The 21161-nt window shown below is 43.5% G+C and carries 25 protein-coding genes; 11 read left to right on the top strand and 14 right to left on the bottom strand.

Translation table 11 applies throughout. The annotated features are described in order from the left end of the window. Positions 1-92: 92 nt before the first annotated feature. The 9 genes from OW495_RS00495 to OW495_RS00455 form a co-directional block, all read right to left on the bottom strand. Positions 93-485: an NUDIX domain-containing protein gene (locus tag OW495_RS00495; RefSeq protein WP_289884373.1), complete on the bottom strand. Its 393-nt coding sequence runs from the start codon at positions 483-485 to the stop codon at positions 93-95. Between the two features lie 30 nt (positions 486-515). Then, positions 516-1025 carry an RDD family protein gene (locus tag OW495_RS00490; protein ID WP_289884372.1) on the bottom strand — a complete coding sequence of 170 codons (510 nt, stop codon included), beginning with the start codon at positions 1023-1025 and terminating at the stop codon, positions 516-518. Between the two features lie 133 nt (positions 1026-1158). After that, positions 1159-1920 (bottom strand): nucleotidyltransferase domain-containing protein, encoded by a 762-nt coding sequence (locus OW495_RS00485; RefSeq protein WP_289884767.1) that lies wholly within the window; start codon positions 1918-1920, stop codon positions 1159-1161. A 14-nt stretch (positions 1921-1934) separates the two neighbouring features. Beyond that, positions 1935-2471: a GNAT family protein gene (locus OW495_RS00480; protein ID WP_289884371.1), complete on the bottom strand. Its 537-nt coding sequence runs from the start codon at positions 2469-2471 to the stop codon at positions 1935-1937. Between the two features lie 12 nt (positions 2472-2483). Next, positions 2484-2918: a DUF3465 domain-containing protein gene (locus OW495_RS00475; protein ID WP_289884370.1), complete on the bottom strand. Its 435-nt coding sequence runs from the start codon at positions 2916-2918 to the stop codon at positions 2484-2486. Between the two features lie 66 nt (positions 2919-2984). Next, entirely contained in the window at positions 2985-3236 is a 252-nt protein-coding gene (locus OW495_RS00470; protein WP_076655480.1) for a TIGR03643 family protein, read from the bottom strand. A gap of 113 nt (positions 3237-3349) precedes the next feature. Continuing rightward, on the bottom strand, positions 3350-3871 hold the full coding sequence (locus OW495_RS00465; protein WP_289884369.1) for a GNAT family protein: 522 nt from the start codon (positions 3869-3871) through the stop codon (positions 3350-3352). 115 nt (positions 3872-3986) lie between these two features. Then, on the bottom strand, positions 3987-4799 hold the full coding sequence (locus OW495_RS00460; RefSeq protein ID WP_289884368.1) for a hypothetical protein: 813 nt from the start codon (positions 4797-4799) through the stop codon (positions 3987-3989). 203 nt (positions 4800-5002) lie between these two features. Then, positions 5003-5428 (bottom strand): hypothetical protein, encoded by a 426-nt coding sequence (locus tag OW495_RS00455; protein ID WP_289884367.1) that lies wholly within the window; start codon positions 5426-5428, stop codon positions 5003-5005. A gap of 528 nt (positions 5429-5956) precedes the next feature. On the opposite strand from OW495_RS00455, the gene OW495_RS00450 reads away from it, so the two are divergent. Continuing rightward, the gene (locus tag OW495_RS00450) at positions 5957-6148 is read left to right on the top strand and encodes a hypothetical protein (RefSeq protein WP_004734640.1); all 192 of its coding nucleotides are present in this window, start codon (positions 5957-5959) and stop codon (positions 6146-6148) included. 205 nt (positions 6149-6353) lie between these two features. Continuing rightward, positions 6354-6773, top strand: a complete 420-nt coding sequence (locus OW495_RS00445) for a BLUF domain-containing protein (RefSeq protein WP_102310818.1) — start codon at positions 6354-6356, stop codon at positions 6771-6773. 147 nt (positions 6774-6920) lie between these two features. Here OW495_RS00445 and OW495_RS00440 read toward each other — a convergent pair whose 3' ends face one another. From OW495_RS00440 to OW495_RS00430, 3 genes are read right to left on the bottom strand one after another with little or no spacing between them, the layout of a single operon-like run. Then, positions 6921-7385, bottom strand: a complete 465-nt coding sequence (locus tag OW495_RS00440) for a hypothetical protein (RefSeq protein ID WP_065103775.1) — start codon at positions 7383-7385, stop codon at positions 6921-6923. After that, positions 7376-7825 carry a hypothetical protein gene (locus OW495_RS00435; RefSeq protein ID WP_065103776.1) on the bottom strand — a complete coding sequence of 150 codons (450 nt, stop codon included), beginning with the start codon at positions 7823-7825 and terminating at the stop codon, positions 7376-7378. Before OW495_RS00435 ends, OW495_RS00440 begins: the two co-directional genes overlap by 10 nt. Next, complete coding sequence (locus tag OW495_RS00430; RefSeq protein WP_102327716.1) at positions 7818-8426, bottom strand: winged helix family transcriptional regulator; 609 nt, start codon at positions 8424-8426, stop codon at positions 7818-7820. Before OW495_RS00430 ends, OW495_RS00435 begins: the two co-directional genes overlap by 8 nt. Positions 8427-8679: 253 nt before the next feature. On the opposite strand from OW495_RS00430, the gene OW495_RS00425 reads away from it, so the two are divergent. The 9 genes from OW495_RS00425 to OW495_RS00385 all read left to right on the top strand — a co-directional run bounded on the left by OW495_RS00425 (position 8680) and on the right by OW495_RS00385 (position 16512). Continuing rightward, a complete protein-coding gene (locus tag OW495_RS00425; RefSeq protein ID WP_289884366.1) occupies positions 8680-9198 on the top strand; it encodes a hypothetical protein in 519 nt (172 codons plus the stop codon). 17 nt (positions 9199-9215) lie between these two features. Beyond that, on the top strand, positions 9216-9734 hold the full coding sequence (locus OW495_RS00420) for a hypothetical protein (RefSeq protein ID WP_102362461.1): 519 nt from the start codon (positions 9216-9218) through the stop codon (positions 9732-9734). Then, on the top strand, positions 9731-12514 hold the full coding sequence (locus OW495_RS00415) for a TcfC E-set like domain-containing protein (protein ID WP_102514231.1): 2784 nt from the start codon (positions 9731-9733) through the stop codon (positions 12512-12514). Before OW495_RS00420 ends, OW495_RS00415 begins: the two co-directional genes overlap by 4 nt. A gap of 2 nt (positions 12515-12516) precedes the next feature. Continuing rightward, positions 12517-13215 carry a hypothetical protein gene (locus OW495_RS00410; RefSeq protein ID WP_102362463.1) on the top strand — a complete coding sequence of 233 codons (699 nt, stop codon included), beginning with the start codon at positions 12517-12519 and terminating at the stop codon, positions 13213-13215. Next, positions 13215-14255: a hypothetical protein gene (locus OW495_RS00405; RefSeq protein WP_102362464.1), complete on the top strand. Its 1041-nt coding sequence runs from the start codon at positions 13215-13217 to the stop codon at positions 14253-14255. The genes OW495_RS00410 and OW495_RS00405 overlap by 1 nt, the downstream gene beginning before the upstream one ends. After that, a complete protein-coding gene (locus OW495_RS00400; RefSeq protein ID WP_102514230.1) occupies positions 14255-15079 on the top strand; it encodes an outer membrane beta-barrel protein in 825 nt (274 codons plus the stop codon). Before OW495_RS00405 ends, OW495_RS00400 begins: the two co-directional genes overlap by 1 nt. A 3-nt stretch (positions 15080-15082) precedes the next feature. Next, positions 15083-15637 carry a helix-turn-helix domain-containing protein gene (locus tag OW495_RS00395; protein WP_102514229.1) on the top strand — a complete coding sequence of 185 codons (555 nt, stop codon included), beginning with the start codon at positions 15083-15085 and terminating at the stop codon, positions 15635-15637. A 7-nt stretch (positions 15638-15644) separates the two neighbouring features. Further along, positions 15645-16070, top strand: a complete 426-nt coding sequence (locus tag OW495_RS00390) for a hypothetical protein (RefSeq protein WP_065112224.1) — start codon at positions 15645-15647, stop codon at positions 16068-16070. A 67-nt stretch (positions 16071-16137) separates the two neighbouring features. Continuing rightward, positions 16138-16512, top strand: a complete 375-nt coding sequence (locus OW495_RS00385) for a hypothetical protein (protein ID WP_065103786.1) — start codon at positions 16138-16140, stop codon at positions 16510-16512. 60 nt (positions 16513-16572) lie between these two features. On the opposite strand, the gene OW495_RS00380 is transcribed toward OW495_RS00385, so the two are convergent. Both OW495_RS00380 and OW495_RS00375 read right to left on the bottom strand, forming a co-directional pair. Continuing rightward, entirely contained in the window at positions 16573-17574 is a 1002-nt protein-coding gene (locus OW495_RS00380; protein ID WP_102514228.1) for an OmpA family protein, read from the bottom strand. A gap of 55 nt (positions 17575-17629) precedes the next feature. Next, positions 17630-21145 carry a hypothetical protein gene (locus tag OW495_RS00375; protein ID WP_102514227.1) on the bottom strand — a complete coding sequence of 1172 codons (3516 nt, stop codon included), beginning with the start codon at positions 21143-21145 and terminating at the stop codon, positions 17630-17632. Positions 21146-21161 lie beyond the last annotated feature (16 nt).

Below are 21161 nucleotides of genomic sequence, written 5' to 3'. Positions count from 1 at the left end.
ATCTAGAAATTCGAAACCCCGATGCTACCAACATCGGGGTTTCACCGTTTTTGAGCCCTCAAAAACGTCTAAAACATGTTATCAAATCCAAACTAAAGATACCTACCTACCCGCTCTACTTCTTTCAACGCAACGCAATCGGCAGTGATACCGACAGGCGCTGTATTAAGTGAATACCAAGCAATGCTGTCAGCTTCTTGTGCGATTATCTCCCCTTCCCACTGGGTCACAACAAAGTAATGAATCAACTGAAGCTCTTTCGCAGGATGGTAAAGCGAGCACAAGTATTTGTAATGAATGGGAACAACATTAAGCTCTTCATCGAGCTCACGAAACAACGCCTGTACCTGACTTTCACCGCGCTCAATATGACCGCCAGGTATGGTAATTAAGCCGGGATCCGTTTCTTTAGATTCACTGCGTTTTTCCAATAATACTTGTGATTCGTTCAGCAAGATAAAAGAAACACACTCATGTACACCCATCAAATTTTCCTTAAACCATAATTTGGAGAATCAAACTTTCTTTACGACGACAGAGCCCGCTATGAAATCATGAATCGCTCTTCTTTTGTGATTAAAAAGCATAGAGATGAATTCTAAAACAACCCAACCAATCATGATGTAACCAAAGAAGATAAGGGTTCGACCTTGCTCCAAGCTTTCCCATGTTTCACCATTAAACGAAAGCTGAGCATAAAGGTAGAGTTGGAAGGGAATCAGTATGATTGGAACAATATCTCTCATACAAGACTGTTTGAGAGTTAAGTTTCTGCTTTCAGATACATCGACTACTTTCACTCGAGTGACCATCTTACCGATCGTTTGCCCGTACTTGGCATGCATCCCCACATAATAAGTGATCCCAATTAATGAATACGCAACTCCCCAAGCAAACACACCACCCGAATTTATCACACCAGAAAGCACGTAATCGTCTATCCATTCCAATGGCAAAAATACGATTGAATCAACCAAGATAGCAAAGAAGCGTCTCCAAAAATTTGAATACTTATTGGTGTACATTTTTGTTCCTTAAGCAATTATCGGTAATAGGGCAGAGAATCTACAACACATCAGTATTTCCAACATTAAACTCGCAATGATTTATAAAACAATTGCGAAGTAGTATGCATATGCAACTATTAACCCCGCTAACTTACCGTTGAACCAGCTTCTTACTTAGCCTTTCATATAATTCAAAAGCTTCTGTTTTAGATATCAAGTTTCCGAGAGCGTATTGATGAGCTAGCTCAATATCGTCGCTATGATTGGAGTAATAGCGCTTAGCGACTGCAGCGCACTGGCTCAGATTGGTGTACCAACTGCCGTCTTTCTCAGCAACGAAGTAATATGCTGCCCTAACTAACTTCTTGCCAATAACCTTGGTGACGTCTGCATCACTCATGCGTTCAAAGCGGGGGGGCATTTGCTCAAGAAAAGTAGATAAGTCACCATTAAGAGCTTGAGCTATTTCGTTACTTGGTTTGTATAGTGGAAACCCAGCAGATAAATCGTTTCCCCAAACACAACAGCAACAATGCTTGAGCCAAAAATGCCAATGGTATTTTTCTTGAGGCAACAGAACATCCCGAAGGAAGCCAGGATCGACATCAAGCTTGCTCACTTGAGGGTATGCTTTGGGAATGGTGTTAGAAAGTCGGTTAAATACTTCCTCTTCTCTTTGACCAACAGGCGTAGCGAGGACGACAGAAACATCCAAATCAGAGCGACCAACAATGGCTGTTCCTCTTGGCACGCTTCCATACAAGTAGATGCCATCAATTTGGTTCGGAAGTTCTCTTAACAACGAGTCAATAACAGCATTCACGGCACCTTGAAATTCGGGCGCGATATTCTTAGGCGAGTAAAGGTTTTGAATAAACCCGTCTTTGTCTAGACCTCTATCTAGCTTCTGAATGCCACTTTCCATTGCTATGCCTTTTTCCATTCAGAACGTAGAACCGCCAGCACAACTGTATCCCACCACTTTCCTTTAAAAAATCGGTGTTGATTGAAATGCGCTTCTTGCCTCATTCCGAGCACCTTACACAATTTAATTGCAGCCAAGTTCTTGCTGATGGTTTCCGCGTAAATACGGTGTATGCCTAACTCTGAGAAACCGAAACTAGCTAGGGCTGCTGCAGCCTCTAAACTTAGCCCTGCTCCCTGAGCTTCTCTCGAGAAAGCACAGCCCATTGAAGCTTGTAGGTTGCCTTCAAGACGTAAACAAACGGTTCCAATAAACTTCCCTGAATCTTTGCTTTCAACCGCTAGCTGATAGGACTGTCGAGGAGCTTCTGAAGCCTGCTCAACAAACAGCTGGGTTAACTCTCGATATTTGTTAGGTTCGCAATCACTTTCATCATAGAAACGCTGATACTTAGCGTCTTGAGACATCGCAACAAAGGCACACTCGTCTTCGAAACTCATATCTCGAAGTATCAACCTGTCAGTTTCCAGCTTAAACATCAAAATTCCTTTTTATCTTATAGCCTTGAAGGGAAAAGTCTCGGGGGGGGGGTACTCATATACGTTCCCATTGTGTTTTAACCAACCGTGAGCATGACGGTTGTTAGGGTCTCTGTGAGTCCAGTGAATGACACCTCCTTTCTTGTTCCATTCATATTCGCCATAGAATTCAACTCGGTCACCTTTTCCCAATCCTTGAATACGAGGAGCCAAGTCAATATTATGCGCGACTAACACGGTTTGTTTACTGTCCAATCGTAAGATGAATTTATGATGTCTAGAGCCTTTGTTATCATCTGGAAGTATTCGAGAAACTGTACCAGAGCCACGAACTTGTACATCGCTTTGGTGACTCTCGTAAGCTTGTTTAAGACGAACATCATTAGCTTGAACATAACCAACGCCAAAGCAAAGCACTGCCAAAATTAGAGCAAAAAATTGTTTCATTCCTTTTATTCCTTTCGTTTCCATACTGATATATTCATTGGAATTGCTGGTTAAGTAAGTTCCTATTTAACGATGCTTGTATTGAGTAGGACAATACCCTCTCGACACATCTGAACGGCGAACTTTTGCGTGCTTGGTGGAACGACCAGAAACACGGGTGCGCCACAATTTAAAACTTCCAAGCTTCAGATGGCTTCGCATGAAGCGAATCACTTCTGATTCATTCAAACCAAATTGCAGCTCTATCGCCTCAAACGGGGTTCTATCTTCCCACGCCATTTCGATAATTCTTGATTCATTCTCTTTAGATAACTTCATTGCATACTCATCCATTATAAACTGGGTAAAAGTACGCTAGTTCTCACTTTTTAGATCAAAGTGTTATCGTTAAATTGAATACCAAATCACACCAAAAAAGTGTGTATTTTCAGCTATCTTCTCTCCTGCCACTCGCAGCGCAATAACCCATATTTTACCGAGTCATAATACTCGCCTTGGTAGTAACGCACTTTTCTGAGCCTCGCCTCTTGTTTAAAACCTAATTTCAAAGCCAGAGACATCATGCGAGGGTTACCTGACCAAGTGGTTAAGCCCACTCGTTCGATCTGCTTGTTTTCGAATAGGTAAGATACCCAAAGAGGAAGAGCCAATGCAGCAATACCTTTACCCCAATACTCAGAGTTATAAATAACCACACCCGCTTCCAACCATCGTGTTTCTTCGCATTCCCAATAGCAACTGACAGTCCCAACAAGAACATCATCTACAACCACCAGCTGTAAATCGAACCCATCGAGTAAGCGTTGAAACGAATGGCTTTCAAACTCGTCTAAGGATGGGGACGAATATGGGAAATAAGGGCCGTTAAACTTCGTCCACTCATCGTTTGAGGTAACCAAGGCATAAATAGCTTCTAGTTCACTTGGCATTGCGGGTCTAATAGATACTTGCATTTGCTTTCCTTGGTTTAGCTCTTGGTCTAGATTACAGAGGGATTGGTCTTAGCCATAACAGCCATAAATAATGAAGTAACTAAGTCGGATGACTACCGATCGATCTGCGAAGCAATCATGGGGTTAGATAAGCTTGTGCGAACTCTCTAAGCACTCTTGCATTATTGTGGTGTTTGCTATCTCCGCATTTTATGCCATCCACTTTGATGTCCGGGCTGGAATAAGCAGGTATAACATCTCGCTCATAAGACATCACTGTGCCTCTATCAGCACAAATGGAGCCAAAGGAATATTGAGGAGCTTTGGGATACGTTCCAGAGATGTAACTTTCGATACTACCAGAGTCTTTCAATAACGTTTTGTAGTCGTGATTAGCACCACTCAAATGGCCAATTTCATGTTCCATTGTCGAGTCTGGGCAATTTAGCGCTAAAGAAAAAAAATAGGATGCTGAAGATGAAATACCACAATAATCAGACTCAAAACTAGAATTATAATTAGAAAAGACTATCCCTGTAAAAATGGGGACACCGTCTTCTGTTGTTTCAGGAATCAGTTCTTCCATCGATAATTTTAATAACCTCTCTGCTGCGCTCAAATCTTGAAACCATAGGCTATCGATTACCGAGGTGTAGGTCACCTTGGTTACTTTTCTCGTCATAGGAATGCAGGAGTTTTTCAACACCAGATTCGAATAGCTTTCCCATGTCGCTATTTTAGAGGCAACAAATGCTTTGGAATATTCGGCTAACACCGATTCATCAACATAAAGGTGGATCTCTGTATTCAAAACCTCGCTCTGTACGCAAGTAGGAAACTCGATGCTTTGAGCATGGGTCAATCGGCTAAAATTCGACACTATAATCAAAGCGTAACCAACTAGCCGGATAAGTCTCGTTAAAAAACTCTTATTTACTCGCGTATTCATCGCCACCCTCTCCCTATGTTCAAAGTCCAAAAGACCACTATAAATGCCGTGACTTAAGATTCATTATGTTCACATTTACCAACATCGTCGCTGGCTTATAAAAGTAACCTGCTCTATCTATGTTTTTCAGAAAATAAAAAAGCTCGCCAACGAGTGACGAGCCTTGCTCATATTGAACCTAACTGATTACGACACCTTGCTTACTAAGAAACTTGGTCACGTAACGTCAATTCGACATGTTTCAAAATTTTGAACTCTTCTCGAGTACAACCGCGAGCTACGGATACCCAATGATCACCGGTTTCGTCTGCCCCTTTAAATTCTGCACGCAACTCATATTTTCGCCATGAGACAAAAGCCAAAATAAAAGTCAGCACAAGCATAGGCAGGCCAAACTGAGGAACAAACGCCCAAGTCGCAGCGGAAAGTACCAGAGCCAATGAAACGATATTGATAACGTTTTCTTTGAAGCCCAATTGACGAATTTCTAACTGTTTAATTTTACGCAAACTATAAACATCTTTCTTAACTCGTAGTTCATTAGAACTGACAAGGAAGTCCGTCTCTTTATATGGTTTACGAAATCGCAGTAAATTCGCTAACCCGTTGCGTGTTTGGTTCTTATTCATCGCCTTTCTCCATGTTATTTAAAGGTTAGTAAAAACTAATATAATCATGAAGTTATTGATGAGTAGAGAATTTATAAATCAAACAAATGTTAAAATCAAGCTTATGCAATTAATAACACTTATACCAACACGACTTTAGCATGCAATATTTCAATATAGATAAGATTCATTAGCGTTTTTCTGCATCACAAATCAATGTACTTTAGCCAAACTGGTTACCAGCCAATAATTGACCCAATCTCCCCTCTAACAAGCCAAACGGAACGCATGATTCCTTCTGCTTTGTAACCACTTATTTCAACGAAATTTTTACAATGAATCTCGCACTCTAGGAATGCTGAACCACCGTCACATAACGCTCTATATTCCATAACCAACGCAACTACACACCCTCTTGCTTATTGGATTTTTGAATACCAAAATCATTCAATTGAACATATCAACACAGCTTATCGATTAAGCAATTGATCTCATAATAAAGAGGTTGTACGCTTACATTATGCACACGGTTACCTAATGGAGATCACGATGAATGAACTACTGACATGCGCTATGGAACAGAAACAACGAACAACAGTGACGAGTTTATTCGCAAGGAATGGATTCAAGATCGCAGCCACTGATTTTGATGACGTGACTTTCGAACGAGAGAGTGTATTGGTCAATGTTCGTTTTGATGCGTCTTCAAACGTTGAATCGATTTCAATTCTAAACAACTAACGAGATCACTAGCAGGACGCTAAAATGATTGAATGGCCAACATTCGAGTCATTTTGGCGTATCTTGCGACCCGTTCTTTTCTACGTCCCCCACTCTCTTCTCTTCCAAAAAGCCTATGAGTGATAATTAGGTCAATAACTCGCAATTCCATCAGCTTGGCTTATATTTATTAATACCCTTTGAACAAAAATTCGAAATAATGCCTATGTTCCTAACTCGGTTAATTTATGTCAGTACCCTTTCCGAATGTTGTGATTCCAAAGCATTGGAGGAGATACTCGCTATCTCGCGAGATCATAATCGGCAGAGCCATTTAACGGGGCTTCTCAGCCATAACCAAAAGTACTTTCTTCAATGTATTGAAGGTTCCAGAGAGGCAGTTAACCATACATACAATCACATCCTTAATGATGAGCGGCACGAGAAAGTGGCCATACTTTATTTTAAGGAGATTGATTGTAGAGAATTTGGGGATTGGTCGATGGGTGACATTCCACAGTCCAATTTAACCGAGCTGTTGAACTTACAGTTTTCAACGTCTGATCAATTTAACCCGTACGAAATGTCTGGCGAAAGTGCTTATCGAATGCTTCTGGAGTTGAAACAGAATTTGCCGTCAGAATAATGAGTATTCCAAACCAGATCGCCAGCGAGTTGAAGGGCGAATATCACTCTGTTGCTAAGCACAAATACATTAAAGGCTAGATATGAATCTAGCCTTTTCTGTTTGGTATTAACGCTTAAGTTAGTAGTTAGTCAGTTAAATAATATGCTACAGAGGTTCAGCAGTCGGTATCGATGAGATTAGTCCAAAGTATCCTGTGGCTTCAACCTTGTTTTCGTGCATCCCCAGCCTTGGATCCTCCTCAAGCCTTCTTACAACGTATTGCCCTTGGCCATCTTGCTTAATCTTGAAGACCATCAACGTTTGATGGGAACGAAGAAACGCGTTGAGATTGTTAGGATTACCTTCCACGACTTTATCACTACGTACTGTCAGTAAGTAAATCGTATCAAATAAGGTGCCATAATAGCCTGTGCCGACAGCACGAGTACCATCGTGATAAGCGGCTTGAGCTTTGAAGCGGCCATGAGAGCCAATGATGGTCACATCACGATCGTCAAAATGACTGGTTATTTTGAAGTCGCTAAACATGGCATTAGCCCAAGGTACGAGGAGCGGTAGTACAAGTAATGCAATGATGTATAGAACTTTAGTTTTTCTCGTCAATCCCATACTTTTAACCGTCCTTGAATCACCACTTGGTCAAACTTCTTCTTAATATCGTCTTTTTGCAATAGCCCAATCACTTTTCCGTTTTGCTCGGCGATGCGTACGTGAGTTAAACCTCTAAAATAGTTTTCCAAATCACTCGCCACAACCTTAGCTGCAAATTCAGGGTCAAGGTTCATTTCATAATCACCATCCAAGGAAAAGAAGTACAAGGAATCCCCCAAAGATGCGTAGATTCCTCGATGCACTCGATACACCTGCCCTTCATAACTGTGGATAGTCTTATAAATGCCCGATTTTGCATTCAAAATAATATCGTGTTCATCGTCTTCAAAGTGAGCGTAACCAGAAAAGTAAGTACCTAAAGACAAAAACCATGGCACCAAAAACAACACCACAATGAAAAGTCCAATCCGCAGGCTAAGAGACTTAAGGCTAACCACCAGCGCCTCCCCCAAAACATTCAAAGCACTCGAAAGCTTCACGATAAACAAAGTAAAACATGATCAAACCAATAAAGAGTGCGATGGCTACCTCCCAAACAACGGGCTTCTTGATCCAACGTTGAAACACGTTAAACGCGGTGGAGTCTTGGGTAGTAATAGGTGTTTCTGCATGGTCGCCAGCTGTCTGAGAAACAGGGTCTTGAGCTGTTTCTTGTTCATGATCTAATTCATGAGAATCAGTGATAGCTTCATTATTGGCTGCAGATTCATCATGAGCAATTTCAATGCTCATAGCGTTAATGAACACATACCCTTCTCCGGGCAAGTTATTCACTTCAAACCCCAGTTCTAAACTGTCTAATTTTTTTCTCAACTTCATGATAGCGACCGCCAAAGAGTTATCACCAACCACTCTTCCTGGCCAACCTTTCTCTATCAACGCCTGCTTATCAATCACTTCTCCGTGTGATTCACAGAAAGCCAACAGTAAGTTGTATTCACTTCGGTTCAGCTCCAAGGGCTGATTCTCTTGCCCAGAGTCACTGTCTATTAAAGTGATGGTTCTTCTTACTGTATCTATAGAAAGTCTTTTAAACATTCTTTTCCCTGTATTACTGCCACCTATTAAAAGTAGCCTAAAAAAACATAAAACACTATTTATCAGGCAGTTAACCATGACAAACCTAAAAATTAAACGTTATTAACTGCGTATAAAGCACTATTAACGGGCTTTTATTTCCAATTCATACGCCATTGAAGTCAAATCAATCACCTCGAAAGTGTGCACGTAATTTCGATTCCAATGCACCCTTTATTTTTATACATACATTTCTAAACAATAGGTGAGAAACATGAAACTTAATAACTTTTTCGTGATGAGCGCAACAGCATTAACAATGGCTTCTAGCGCGGTATACGCAGCTGATGATGTAGCAACAGCAGATGCAATTTGGACTGGTGCAATTGGCAACTCAGTTCCAAGTTCAAACCTTATCATCACAGGTTTAGGCGGTGGCGATATTCAAACTGGTGAGCTGTACGTGACCTCTGAGGGTACTTTCACTTCTTCAAAAGTTGTTCTAGAAGCACGCGATTTTGACTCAACAAATTCAACAACAGGCGATAGACAGCCACTAGCAAACTGGACTTACGTGACATCACAGGTATTGGTTGGTGGTCAACTTACTCAGGATGCACAAGTAAGTGTCTTTAATGGCGGAACAGAGCTAACGGCAGCAGCACCAAACAGCTACCAAGGTTCGTATGTTGAACTAACAGTGGCAAACACTACTGACATCCAAGACATCCCAGTAGAAGGCACAGCACAAGTTATTGTTCAAATGGCTGCTAGCTACGACGGTTCACTTTAAGTCGTTTGGGGAAAACTGTGAATTACTTAACTCGCCCACTTCTCGTGCTGTTGACTACAGGCACTATGAGCCTTTATGCCAATGCAGAAACTCATACGTTCCAGTTAACGAGTGATATCGATAAGAAGCACTTTTTCTCTTATCAGATCACAGAGGTCGCGTTTTCCCCTTCTTCATTGACGCTAGCGGTCGATCCAAAAAGCGACTCTTTCCGTGATGCAACAACCCAGTTATTGGTTGAAACCGATATTCCAAGTTCAGACCAATCGACTCGGTTCCAGTTATTCATGACGGGCAATACTGCGCAATGTTTCAACATTGATAAGCAAGCATTACCAACGCCTGCTGACCTTGTTGATGTCACTGTCGCGGATCAGCCCTTAACGTCATCGAACCCAGTTTTGATGGATTTCAATACCACACCAGACGACCTAAAGGGTGGCGAATACGACGTCATCTTATCCTTTGGGGCTTTACCGACAGGCTCAAACCTGTGCCAAGGCCAATTATCTGTTTTAGCGGAGCTTTCACTGTGAAAAATAGCACGTTTATTACAACAACGATCTTAGGTTCGTTGACCTTGTCACAACTGGTTTTTGCTAATGGAGACACTTTAATCCCAGCGGGGTTTGAAGATTTTTATTCGCAACAAGATCGCGATGTCGAGATAAAAAACATTGATGGTCGTTACATGACGATTCCTATGTCGGTAACTTACGATTCAGTGCAATTCAGCAACCCTGAAGAAGCGACTGCCGTTGCAAATGAACTGATGTCATCAGGATTAAACGAACGAACAGCAAAGCAGATAGTGGCTGGGTTTACTCGCGGTCAGTCGAATACTGTCGACTGCCAAGGTGACCTGAACTTATGTAGCCTTACACCGAAAAGCTACGACACATTTTATGACTATCACTCAAACAAGCTGTACCTCTATGTAAATAAAGAACTACTTGAGGAAAGTAAGCCGAAAGCACTCAAGAAGCATTACGCGTCAACTTACAACGCAAACCCAGGCTTGATTAACAACGCGAGCTTGTACACATCGAGCGATTTTACTAATAACTTGAATGTAAATCTAAGTGACCAATTCATCTTGGGGCTGCCTTATGGCTCGGTTCATGTCGATACCTATCTGAGCAACCAAGAAGATGCGTCTGAACTGAATTACGGTTACTACAACCTAGAGTACCAAAATCTGCGTTTAACAGCGGGCTACCACCAAGATCGATTGGCGCTGAATAGTACCTCTTTCTTGCTCAACAGCACGCAATATCATGACGTAAACGTGAATTTGTCTTCGAGTAAAAACCTAAGCCGTACCGCTAAAAACGAAGACCAATCACTGTACTTCTATGCGCAATCACAAGGCGTACTCAAGATCTTCCGCGATGAGCAAATCATCGTGCAACAGTCTGTACAAGAAGGCCAAGGCAACATCAGCTACTCAGAACTACCCAACGGCGTTTATGACGTCACCGTTGAGATCTCTGTGGGTACTCAAGTGGTCTCTTCTGAATCGGTACGAATTTACAACGCGAATACAGACACGTTGAATACTGGCGAATTTGATTACTCGATCGCCGCGGGCCAATTTCAAGACAACGACACTTATCAAAGTGACGAAGACCAACCATCTGGCATGTCTTCAACTAACGAATTCGAAGGCGTGGCATTCCTTCAAGGTGGGTTGGCTTATAAATGGTCGGATACACAAACGGTCGCGATTGGTAGCACTTTGACCAGCGAACATGCGATGGGGCAATTAGGGTTTAAAGGTTACCTACCATTCGATAGCCGCTATGAAATGTTCCTTTCGAACATTGATAGCGAAGCTTGGTATTTGTCTGGCTATTGGAACCTTGGCAGCTTGGGCTTTACCTATGAGCGCCTAAACAACCCAGACCAAAACCCATTTGCAGAATACTTATACGGTGCCAGTGACAAAGAACAGCTCGGTATTTCCACCAGCTACACCATTGGTGACACGGTGCGTGGGTATAGCTCGGTGAATTACATCGAACAAAGTAATTTATACAACAGCTCGCTAAGTAACTGGTCACTGTCTTCTGGCTTAAGTGCACCTTTCATTGTCGATTCAACTCTCGACCTGAACGTCACCTTTAACAATGAGCAACTGACATCCAATTGGGACGATGGTGAACTCTCCATCTCTCTAAATTGGTCAGTACCTCTTTCATCGAAGCTTACTGGCAACACGGGTTTCACCGTCACAGAAAATGGCTTTAGCCAGTATACCAACAGCTTAGAGACACAAGATTTAGTCGAAGACCAAGATACAGATTTACGACTTACTGCCAGTAACAGTTACTACGTTAACTCCCCTAATGCGGCAGTGACGAATGTAACAGCATATGCCGCCAAACGTGATGAGCATTACCAAGCTGACGTCTTTGTCTACGCCGCGAACAATGGCGAAAAAGCGTTAAACGCGACATTACGCAGTACCCAAATTATTGGCGGAGAGAGCGTGAGTTTTACGACAGCACAAAGTGATGCTTATGTGGTTGTCGATACCCAAAACAACATTCGATTTGATGCAGATGAACGCAAAACCAAAGGGTTGGTGGTGGTAAGAACCGATGACCAAGTGATGAACAAACAATACATCTACGACGACCGCGCGGTCATTACGCTAGATGACTACCAAGCCGCAACCATCGAGCTTGATGTCGAGAGCGTCGCTTTGCACAACACTGGTCAGCAATCAGTGATGGGATATACGCACCCTGGTTCGGTCATCGAATTGAATTCAAACGTGAGTCGTGTGATCAGTTTTGTTAGCAAATTCAAAGATATTTTCGGCAACGATGTGTACGACATTGAATGTGAAGGCCCAGCTTGTTTGAACGTATCAAGCATTACGTCTGGCATTCACAAAGTGGATGTACAAGAAGGTCAACAGTTCGCACTAACCAGTAATGGTCAGCAGTGCTACTTACCGTCTGTCGATGATGCGAAACAGCTGAATTTTGGTACTAACTTCTGCCAACCAAACTTGAATCCAATGGAATCAATGATGTTGGTGAGTAACAACGAAGAAATAAACGTGATGTACATCGGTGAATTCGATGACATCAACACACTGAACGAACAATTGCATGCACTGACTGACAGCGGGATGGAGTTTATTACCACGCGTCTAGGCCGTACTTCTTTTGTTTACCTGACTGTAAATAAGGACCTTCAACTCAGTCATCAACAACGTCAACACATAGAAAATGTTGCTCGCTACGCCAATTCGGAATCGCTACGAGAGCACAACTTTGTACTTAACCGACCTGAAGGTAACTGATTATGAAAAAGCTTCCTATTTTACTGACTGCTGCTCTTACAACCTCTGTTAACGCGATGAACGTCGATACCATGTTATTGGTTGGAGACGAATACGGAAATGGCGTATTCACTTTAACTAACAGCAATAAGATCACGGAATTTATTCAATCCAACATTACTCAATTGGTGGTTGAAGATGGCGAGATCACGCGTGTTCCGTACTCAGAAAACAACTTTGAAGATTGGCACGTCACGCTGACTCATAACAAAACCATTCTAGAACCGCACCGTCAAAAGCAAATTGGCGTGCGCTCTTTGTGTGGTAACAAATGTGATTTCACTGAAGACCAGTACTACCTCGTCAGCTTTGAGCCTTCTCCATACGACCCTGAAGGCAAGTTGGATTCAGCCGTGACGATTAACTTTGGCTACCGTCCTTTATTTGTTATCCCAGCACAAGCTCAAGATATTGATTACTCGATTTCTTTAGATCAAGGCCAACTGCACATCAACAACACAGGTAACAGCTTTGTGCGTGCCTATGTCGATCAATGCACAGATGAAGTAACAGAAGATTGTGAAGTCACCATCATGTCTCTAGCTGGCCGTGAGCGTAACTACCCTCTGCCAGAAAACATCGCTCTTTCAGACCTAAAAGTCACCGTTGTTAACCACGACGAAAGTTACCGCCAAGATGTGACACTGAGCGAGAGCAAATAATGAAACGACTCGCTTTTTGGTCTCTATTGTTGTTAGCCGCACCTAGCTATGCTGCGACGCTCAACATCAATATTGAAGGACAACAAGTACGCTTTGAAAACGCCATCACACTCGGTGGAAATAGCTATACCTTGAGTGATTGGTCTATCGCGAGTGGCCTCACGACAACGAGTCAGTTTTTGCCAAGTGCGTTTGTTACAGACAAGCCAGACACCATGACATTAACCAGTAATGCTGGTCAGAGTGTGGAAGCGGCAATTGCGGTCAATGGTCTGCAATACAATACGGCATCAAACCCTTTCACGCGCGGGGATAACCTGTTCGTGACACCGGTATGCAGCCAATCTCAATTGTCGGGAAACATTGTCACGCTTCATGACAACGATACACAAAACTGCAGTGCGGATTTCTCATTGGAGTATCCGCAATCCATCACGCCGTTTTATTTCTATCGTCCGACCTTCAACATAGACACAGCCTCACTATTGAATGCACTTCAAGGTCAGGCAAAAGGTGTCTACACGGCGACAATTCCCGCAGACATCAAATACTACTACCGCTCTGCCGGTGGCGCGCTAACCTACCGAATTTTGCCTGACGTTTTTACTGTGAATATCGATTACACACCAAACAGCTTAGAAAGCATTAATGTGGTAGGCGATGGTGTATTGAGCCCGATGTATGACACAACGAATCATACTGTCTCAGCGCAGACCACGTTCAACATCACTGCGCTAGGCCAGTTCAGTACTGGCTTATCGATGACACTACTCACCAATGAATTTGAGCTGACATCAGCGTCAGGTAAGACATATATCCCCTACTCTATCCAGTGCAATGAAGCGAACTGTGAGGATACAGATTGGGTTAAAAGTGGCGTCAATCAACTCGACAATAGTCAAACCAGCTATGTGATTCAGTCACCGAGCTCAGTGATCAATTTCGATCTTAATGTTAACTACCAGAATATTCCTTCGACAGACGTTGAAACCGGTACTTATTCAGGAAACTTCACCGTGATGTTTGAGGAACTGTACTAATGAAACTATCGACTTTTTCTTTCGGTAATACTTTAGCGACGAAATGCGTTATCGCAGGAGCCTTAATGCTGCCTAGTCTATGTCTAGCCGACGCTTCGCCGTTTTACATTGGTGCTGACGTCACTAACGCAGGCAAAACAAACTCTGAGGTATCTGACACCGCCTTTGGTGGTCAAATTCTATTGGGTTACGACCTAAACAAAACATGGTCTGTCGAAGCCAGCACTGGCTTTTTCGGACACATTAAAACCATTAAAGAACCTGACTTCCCTTATTCGGAAGTTGAGGGACAGAGATTCAACAGCACGGATATTTCGTTACTCGGTACGATTCCACTGTCACGCCATTACAACCTATACGCTGGCGCGGGGTCGTTACTGGAGGGCAATACGTGGTCTCCGATCGGCCAGCTTGGCGTGGCGTATGAGTTTGATGAGCAGTTAAGCATGAAGTTCGGCTATAAGTTCATCTTCAGCGATGATTCAGAAAAAGATCTCCAAGTTCTCAATGTCGGCATACGCTACCACTTCCCAACACAAAATGAATCAGTCCCTGAACCGGTTGTGTACGACGACATTTATGTCTCTTCTACTTCAGAAGTGACGGTGTATGAACCTGAGGTTGTCGCTGAGGTAGAGCCTCAAACCTGCGAGACTGTTCGCTACATCGTTAAAAAAGACGATTGGCTGATTAAGATTGCTCACAATCACCACATTAGTTTTGAAGAGCTGAAAAAGCACAATCATAGTTTTACAGATCTTACAGACATCGATTTGATCTACTCTGGAGATGTTGTGTTTCTTCCCAACACAGACTGTGAATAAGCCATGTTGTTGTATCTAAACTCAAAACGAGACGCGCTTGAACTCTATGGTGGAAACTCGCTGACTCTTTTGCATTCAGTATCCCTCAGCACTATCGAGTTAAATGTTCTACGTGTTCTTTATGACAACAGTTATAAGCCGTGTAGCCGCCAACAATTGAAAAAAGCGGGCTGGCCAGATCGAGTGGTCGGCCCTAATTCATTGAATGTCAGCATCATGCATCTAAGGAAGAAGCTTAAGTCCATTATTACCGACTCAGAAATACGAGTCGTGCCGTCGCATGGGTACAAGTTACTCATCCCTGCATCGATTCACTTAGTCGGTGAAGGCGACGACCTGCCCAATATCAAGTTAAGCGTGAGCTCTAATCGGCTCAAAGCTTCAGATACTGACCTTATAAGATCCCCGTCAGTGGACAGAAGGGCCAAACAAAAACGTATTAAACCTAACATTGTCAATTGCAGTAATTCCCACCAGCGAATTCGTTGGGAAGACCTAATACTAACAGTAGGTATCTGGATTTATGCTTTTGCGCTTTATCACTCAATTTACAACTGAGGTATCCATGAACTTCAAAAGACCACTCATCATCATTCTCGCCATTTTGGCTGTCCCTTATATCAACGCGACCGGTGGGAAATTTTCTATATACAGTGGCCATACTCAGCAGCACGCCGAAACTCATTTACAATTTAATCACGGGCTGTACTCATCTGTTCAGTTTCTGCCATATGAGGTGGTGAGAAAAGGATATGGTATTTACGCTGTACTCAATGACACGGTATTTATGCTTGCTCTCGATCGGGATTATGAGTTTGTTAACCGCCACTTAGACGACAGCGAAGTACTTGAACTAGACGCCATTCAGCACTTATCTCGAATCAATGTCGCGCAGTTAAGTTTAGATAAAGACACCATTTATATGCGAAAACGGTTAGAAAATGAAAAAATCGAAGACATTCAATTTAAGGGCGACTTGGGCTTCTGGTAGGCTTTCATTGTGGAAAGCTTCACTGATACTCGCTAGCGTACTCGTCATTAGCCCTTGGTTAAGGCTCATGGGATCTGAATTCACACTGAAAGGTCGCCTCACAAACCCTGAACGTTCATTACATGTCTACATTAACAATGGGGTGTTTACGTTCGTTAACACCTTAACGGATGGCACGACAAGAAAGAGCTCTGGGCTAATTGGCTTTACTCAAAACACACTCTACTTTCTAATTTTGGAATCGCAGTACCTGCATGTGGCAGAGCACTTATCGCCACAGTTCAAGCGTGACCTTATCAACGCCAATAATCGCTTATTCGACATTAAATTAAAAAAAAGAGGAGAACATGAGGTTTTGATGACGTTCGATGAAGAGCTCAAGTTTGAAGGAATACAAACTCAAGTGGCAAACATTAATGGCAGCTACCCTAAGATAGATTAATTTTTCAGAAGGTCGAACACACACAAAGCCCCAACGTATGGGGCTTTTTAATGTCTGACGCTAATATTGGCTATTAGTTTCTGATTCCTGCTCGCTCTCGATGCTCATTACTTCCGATTCATTTCCAGAAAGCGCCTGTTGCTGACTACCAGAAAGCATTTGTTGCTCTGCCGTAATATCCGACTCTTTAAACACGATAAATGCTCGGCGGTTTAACGCATCAGCTTTCTCAGTGCGCTCATTGATCGCTGGCTGTAGCTTACCAAACGATTTCACTTCCCAGATGAACTGCTTAGGGTCGAGTTTAGTTTTGAGGTATTCAACCACGGTTTCAGCACGACGCTCCGCCAACTTCTCATTGTAAGAAACCGAACCCGCTTGGTCGGTGTGTCCTGCGACCATGATGCTGCCTTGCAAACCACTTAACTGTGCCGTGAAATCATCCAACTGAGTTAAGTCTTCTGGCTTAAGCACGGATTTATCAAAATCAAAGTGTGGCGTCATTGCCATGTACACCTTACGTTCGGGTTTTGGTGGCTCACAGAAAGGCATCTCTTCGTATTTCTGTGCTTCTTCAAACACGATAAATGCACGACGGTTCTCCGCTCGGTCTTTATCGGTTTTACCTAACAACAGAGGTTGAGTCTCACCAAGGTGTTTCACTTCCCAGTCGTAATTCGTTGGATCGAGGTGTTCTTTCAAATAGTCTGCGACGGATTTAGCGCGACGCTGTGAAAGACGTTGGTTATATTCCAATGAGCCTTTGTAGTCGGTGTGACCAACAATTGTGATACGTCCTTTTAGGCCTCTGATCTCTTCTACAAAGGCATCTAAGTTGATCGCATCTAAGTCGCGTATTTTATATTTATCAAACGCAAAATGCTCTGCGATAGCAACATGCACCTCACGTTCAGGCGCTAAACATTCACTGATTAAAAACTTAGACACATCTAAGCCGGCAAACTTGTTTCTGTTTTCCTGGCTCACGTAGGTGTCAGTTGCACAGCCAGCAAGAAGCAAAACGCTCATTACACCGCTGATTAGGCCAATTGTTATTTTCATCTTATTTTTAGTTCTCAACTTTCAACTCTCTACTTTCACCCTCTTTGGGGTTGGCTTAAATCTTACCGACTAAGTTAATGAACACGCCTGAAGCGTCATAATCATCATCGTTGGTTAAATCACTATCAAACGCAGAGAAGTTATAACCAATCCCCATTTTTAGGTTCTCACCAATGTGCTTGTTCACCGAAACTAACGCACCGTGCTCTAACTCATCATTGAGCGTGTCGGTTTTCCAGTGATACTCACCCGTCACGTCCCACTCTTTCATCACGCGGTAAGAAGCGCTAAGTCCGTATAAGTCGATGTCACTCTTGACCATCTCATTCGCACCAGATGCTCGCTCGAAGGCTTGCTGTTTGTCTTTATGCGCGTACTTGGTACCTACGTCCCAATGTTGGTCGATCGAGTAGATCGCTTCTACTTCAATGATCTGGCTGGTTTCATCTTGATAATCGACATCGCGATCCAATTGATCGAAATCTACAATGTAGGTGTAGCGACTCAGTAAGTTAAGTCGATCGTTATAGATCGGACGATACGCAAGTCCACCGGTAGCTTCAGTAAACTGCGCCATGGTTTCGCCCGTGGTTTCACTCTCTGTGATTGAGTAGTTGTACTTACCAAACAGCGTGTACTCTTCCGTTAAGTGGTGCGTGTAACGGTTGGTCGTCACGATTTGTTGCAGCTCACGTTGTGCTATCTCTGGATCGTCTTCACTCTTATCCACTCGGTATTCGAATTTGTGGCTTAAGGTGATGTCGTCTAGGTCAATTGACGCATTGAAGCTGATGGACTCACGCTCTGTGGTGATGTTCTCGTCATCTTCAATTTCACCAAGTTGATAACCGATGCCCATCTCGACATCTTCCGTCACGTCGTAACCAAAGCCATACGAATCGATACGACCGTGACCATCATTTTCATCAACGAACTGGTTCTCTTGGTAGAAATCGACACTGCTGGTGAGGTCTGCACGCTGACCGACAATCACGTTATTTTCGCCTTCGTAGTTATCATCAACGTAGGTCACGTATGTGGAATGGTCATCAGACACATCGTAAGTCACGGTTGCTTCGGCGACTTGGCCGCGGTCGCCATCGGTATATTCACCACCCAACGACAGATCTTCCAATACTTGGAACTCCGCACCAATCGATGCGCTATCATTCTCGTCGTAGTCATCCGATTGAGAGACTGTGGTTTGCCCTTTGATGTAGACGCTGTTGTCGCTGTCCCACATGTATTCCAAACGCACGCCAGCTAAAGTTGCATCGCTGTGCTCATCGTTTTGGTTAAGTTCTTCGGTTTGCTGCCCAGCTGCAGATACCTTGATGTGCTGGGTGATTTTGAGTTGAGTCTCGACCTCAATAGTCTCAGTATCCGTTTCTAAATTGCCGTCGACATCACGCTCTTCATTGGTCGAGAAACGAGATAGAACAGCTAAGCGATCAGTAGCCTGCAAACGAAGCTCTGCACCGTATGCCTCTTGCTCTAAATCATCGCTGCTGCTCGCGTAACTGTATCCTGCATCTTTGTCTCGATACCAAAGCTTCAGATCATTACCGACCGCACCAAAGATGGTTGGAGCAAGATCGTAAAGGCTAGTCACAGCCGTTATTTGGATACTGTCACCCTCTCGGTCTTCTAATGTGTCGCCAATCGGCGTAAAGGTTAAACCACCGTCGGTAGATACGAAATTCGACTCGGTTTGAGTACCTTCACTGTGTGCAAACTCGGCTTTAATGTAGGTGCCTTCTGTTGCACGTAGCGTTAAGTCCGTACCGTAAGACTCATAATCTTGGTTGTCCTTTTCTTGGGTCGCATACGTCACGCCAACACCAACGTAATCATTGATCCAACCTTTGGCGCGGCCGCCGTAAGACATAGCGTCCAACGAGTCTGAACCTTGAGGGACATACTCATAATCGACAACCAGAAAGTTTTCGTAATCATCGCCGTTTTCAATCACGCTACCGAAACTGTCAGACAAGATATTGTCGAGTGGCTTGGTCAGAATGATTCGACCTTGGTACGGGTCAAAGTCATAGTCGACACCCGGCTCAAGCGGGATCTCATTCTGCACTAGGCCGGATTCATCTTTTACTTTTACATAAACCTTGTCACTTCCCGGCACCGCTTCACCATGACGAAGGAAGTATAGAGAACCGCCTGTACCCAAGAACTCATCGTGTGCATATAAAGAGTCAGCTTCAGCCGTAAAACCGACCACGTTCAAGCGGTCTTCACCATATTGTGTGGTATCGCGAGTACGGTAATCGGCCTTGAAACCATAGAGGCTACGGTTGTAATCGTTGTTCTCAGTGCCTGTTAAACCCGTGTTGTAGTTACCCCACAAGTACTGTGATTTATCGTATTCCACATTGAGGTAGACCTTACCCTTAGTGTTGACCACTTTTTCGATGTTCGAACTGTCACCATAGTTGCCATAATACAGTTCATCGTCGTCTTCGAGGATATCGAATACATCCGAATCGTCTGATGCGAACGGATGTTTGAACATGTCTTTGATTTCACTTTCTCGAGTATCGAAGTGAGTGGTCACGCGAAGCTTGTCACCAAATTTACCCTGACCAAAGTAGGCTAAACGACCTTGATTATAGATATCATCTTGGTACTGGTTATCGACACTCAATGCATCACTATTGCCAGACACATTGTTCTTACCAACATAAAGATCAGCCAAACCGGTTTGTGCGTAGTACGTATCCGGGATACGAACGTACAGCTTGTAACGACGTTCATCACCGTTATCAAACACAACCTTGGTAGGGAAGATGTAAGAGTCTGTGGGTAAGTACTGCTCTGCGTATAAGTTACCGTCTTCGACATCAAATTCGTCTTCACCGATGATGACTTTATCAACGCCTTTCAAACCGGTACCAATGAACTTGGCTAAGCCCGCATTGGTCGGGATGTTGTGGCGCATCAGCTTAGCTTGACCGTAGCTTTTGTCTTTGCTCTCTTCATCGTCGTTATCGTTGCGGTCAATATCGACTTCAGAGTCCGGCTTAACCAGATCTGTCACACCAACCGTGGTCACATCCATGTTGCCATCTTTGTCCCACGCCTTTAGGCGGAACATCAGCTGCTCACCAACCTCAAACTGATAATCAACATCGGTTTGGCCATCCCAGTTTATATCAGAATCGTTTGCCAGTTTGTCGCCACCAAGTACAGCGATGGGTTCAGACAAACCAAAATCACCCACACGGTACACTTCCAATTGGTACTTTTTGATGTAATAACCATAGTTGGTGGTGATGGTGAAACCGACACTGTCGCGCAGAGTGCCCTGCTCCACTTCCAACTCATCACTAACACTCACGTCAAGCACAGGGTCAAAGCGAGTGATGTCGCGACTTGCCCAAATAGCGCCTTGTTCAAGGTAAATACGCGAGCTGTCTTGGTCTTGGTTCGGTTTGGTGATTTCAATGCCAGTCGTCTCAGAACCGAGTTTTTCAAGCTTACCGGTGTCTTTCGCTACCGCCATCACAGGGATGGCAGTCAACACACACGTTGCTACACGAGACTTACTAAATACTTTCATACAATTTCCAGATACG

Origin of the sequence: Vibrio sp. 14N.309.X.WAT.E.F5 (genome assembly GCF_030397615.1) — a bacterium.
GTDB lineage: Bacteria > Pseudomonadota > Gammaproteobacteria > Enterobacterales > Vibrionaceae > Vibrio > Vibrio lentus.
Note: the sequence above shows the minus strand (reverse complement) of the source record. Positions and strands in the feature narration are given on the sequence as shown.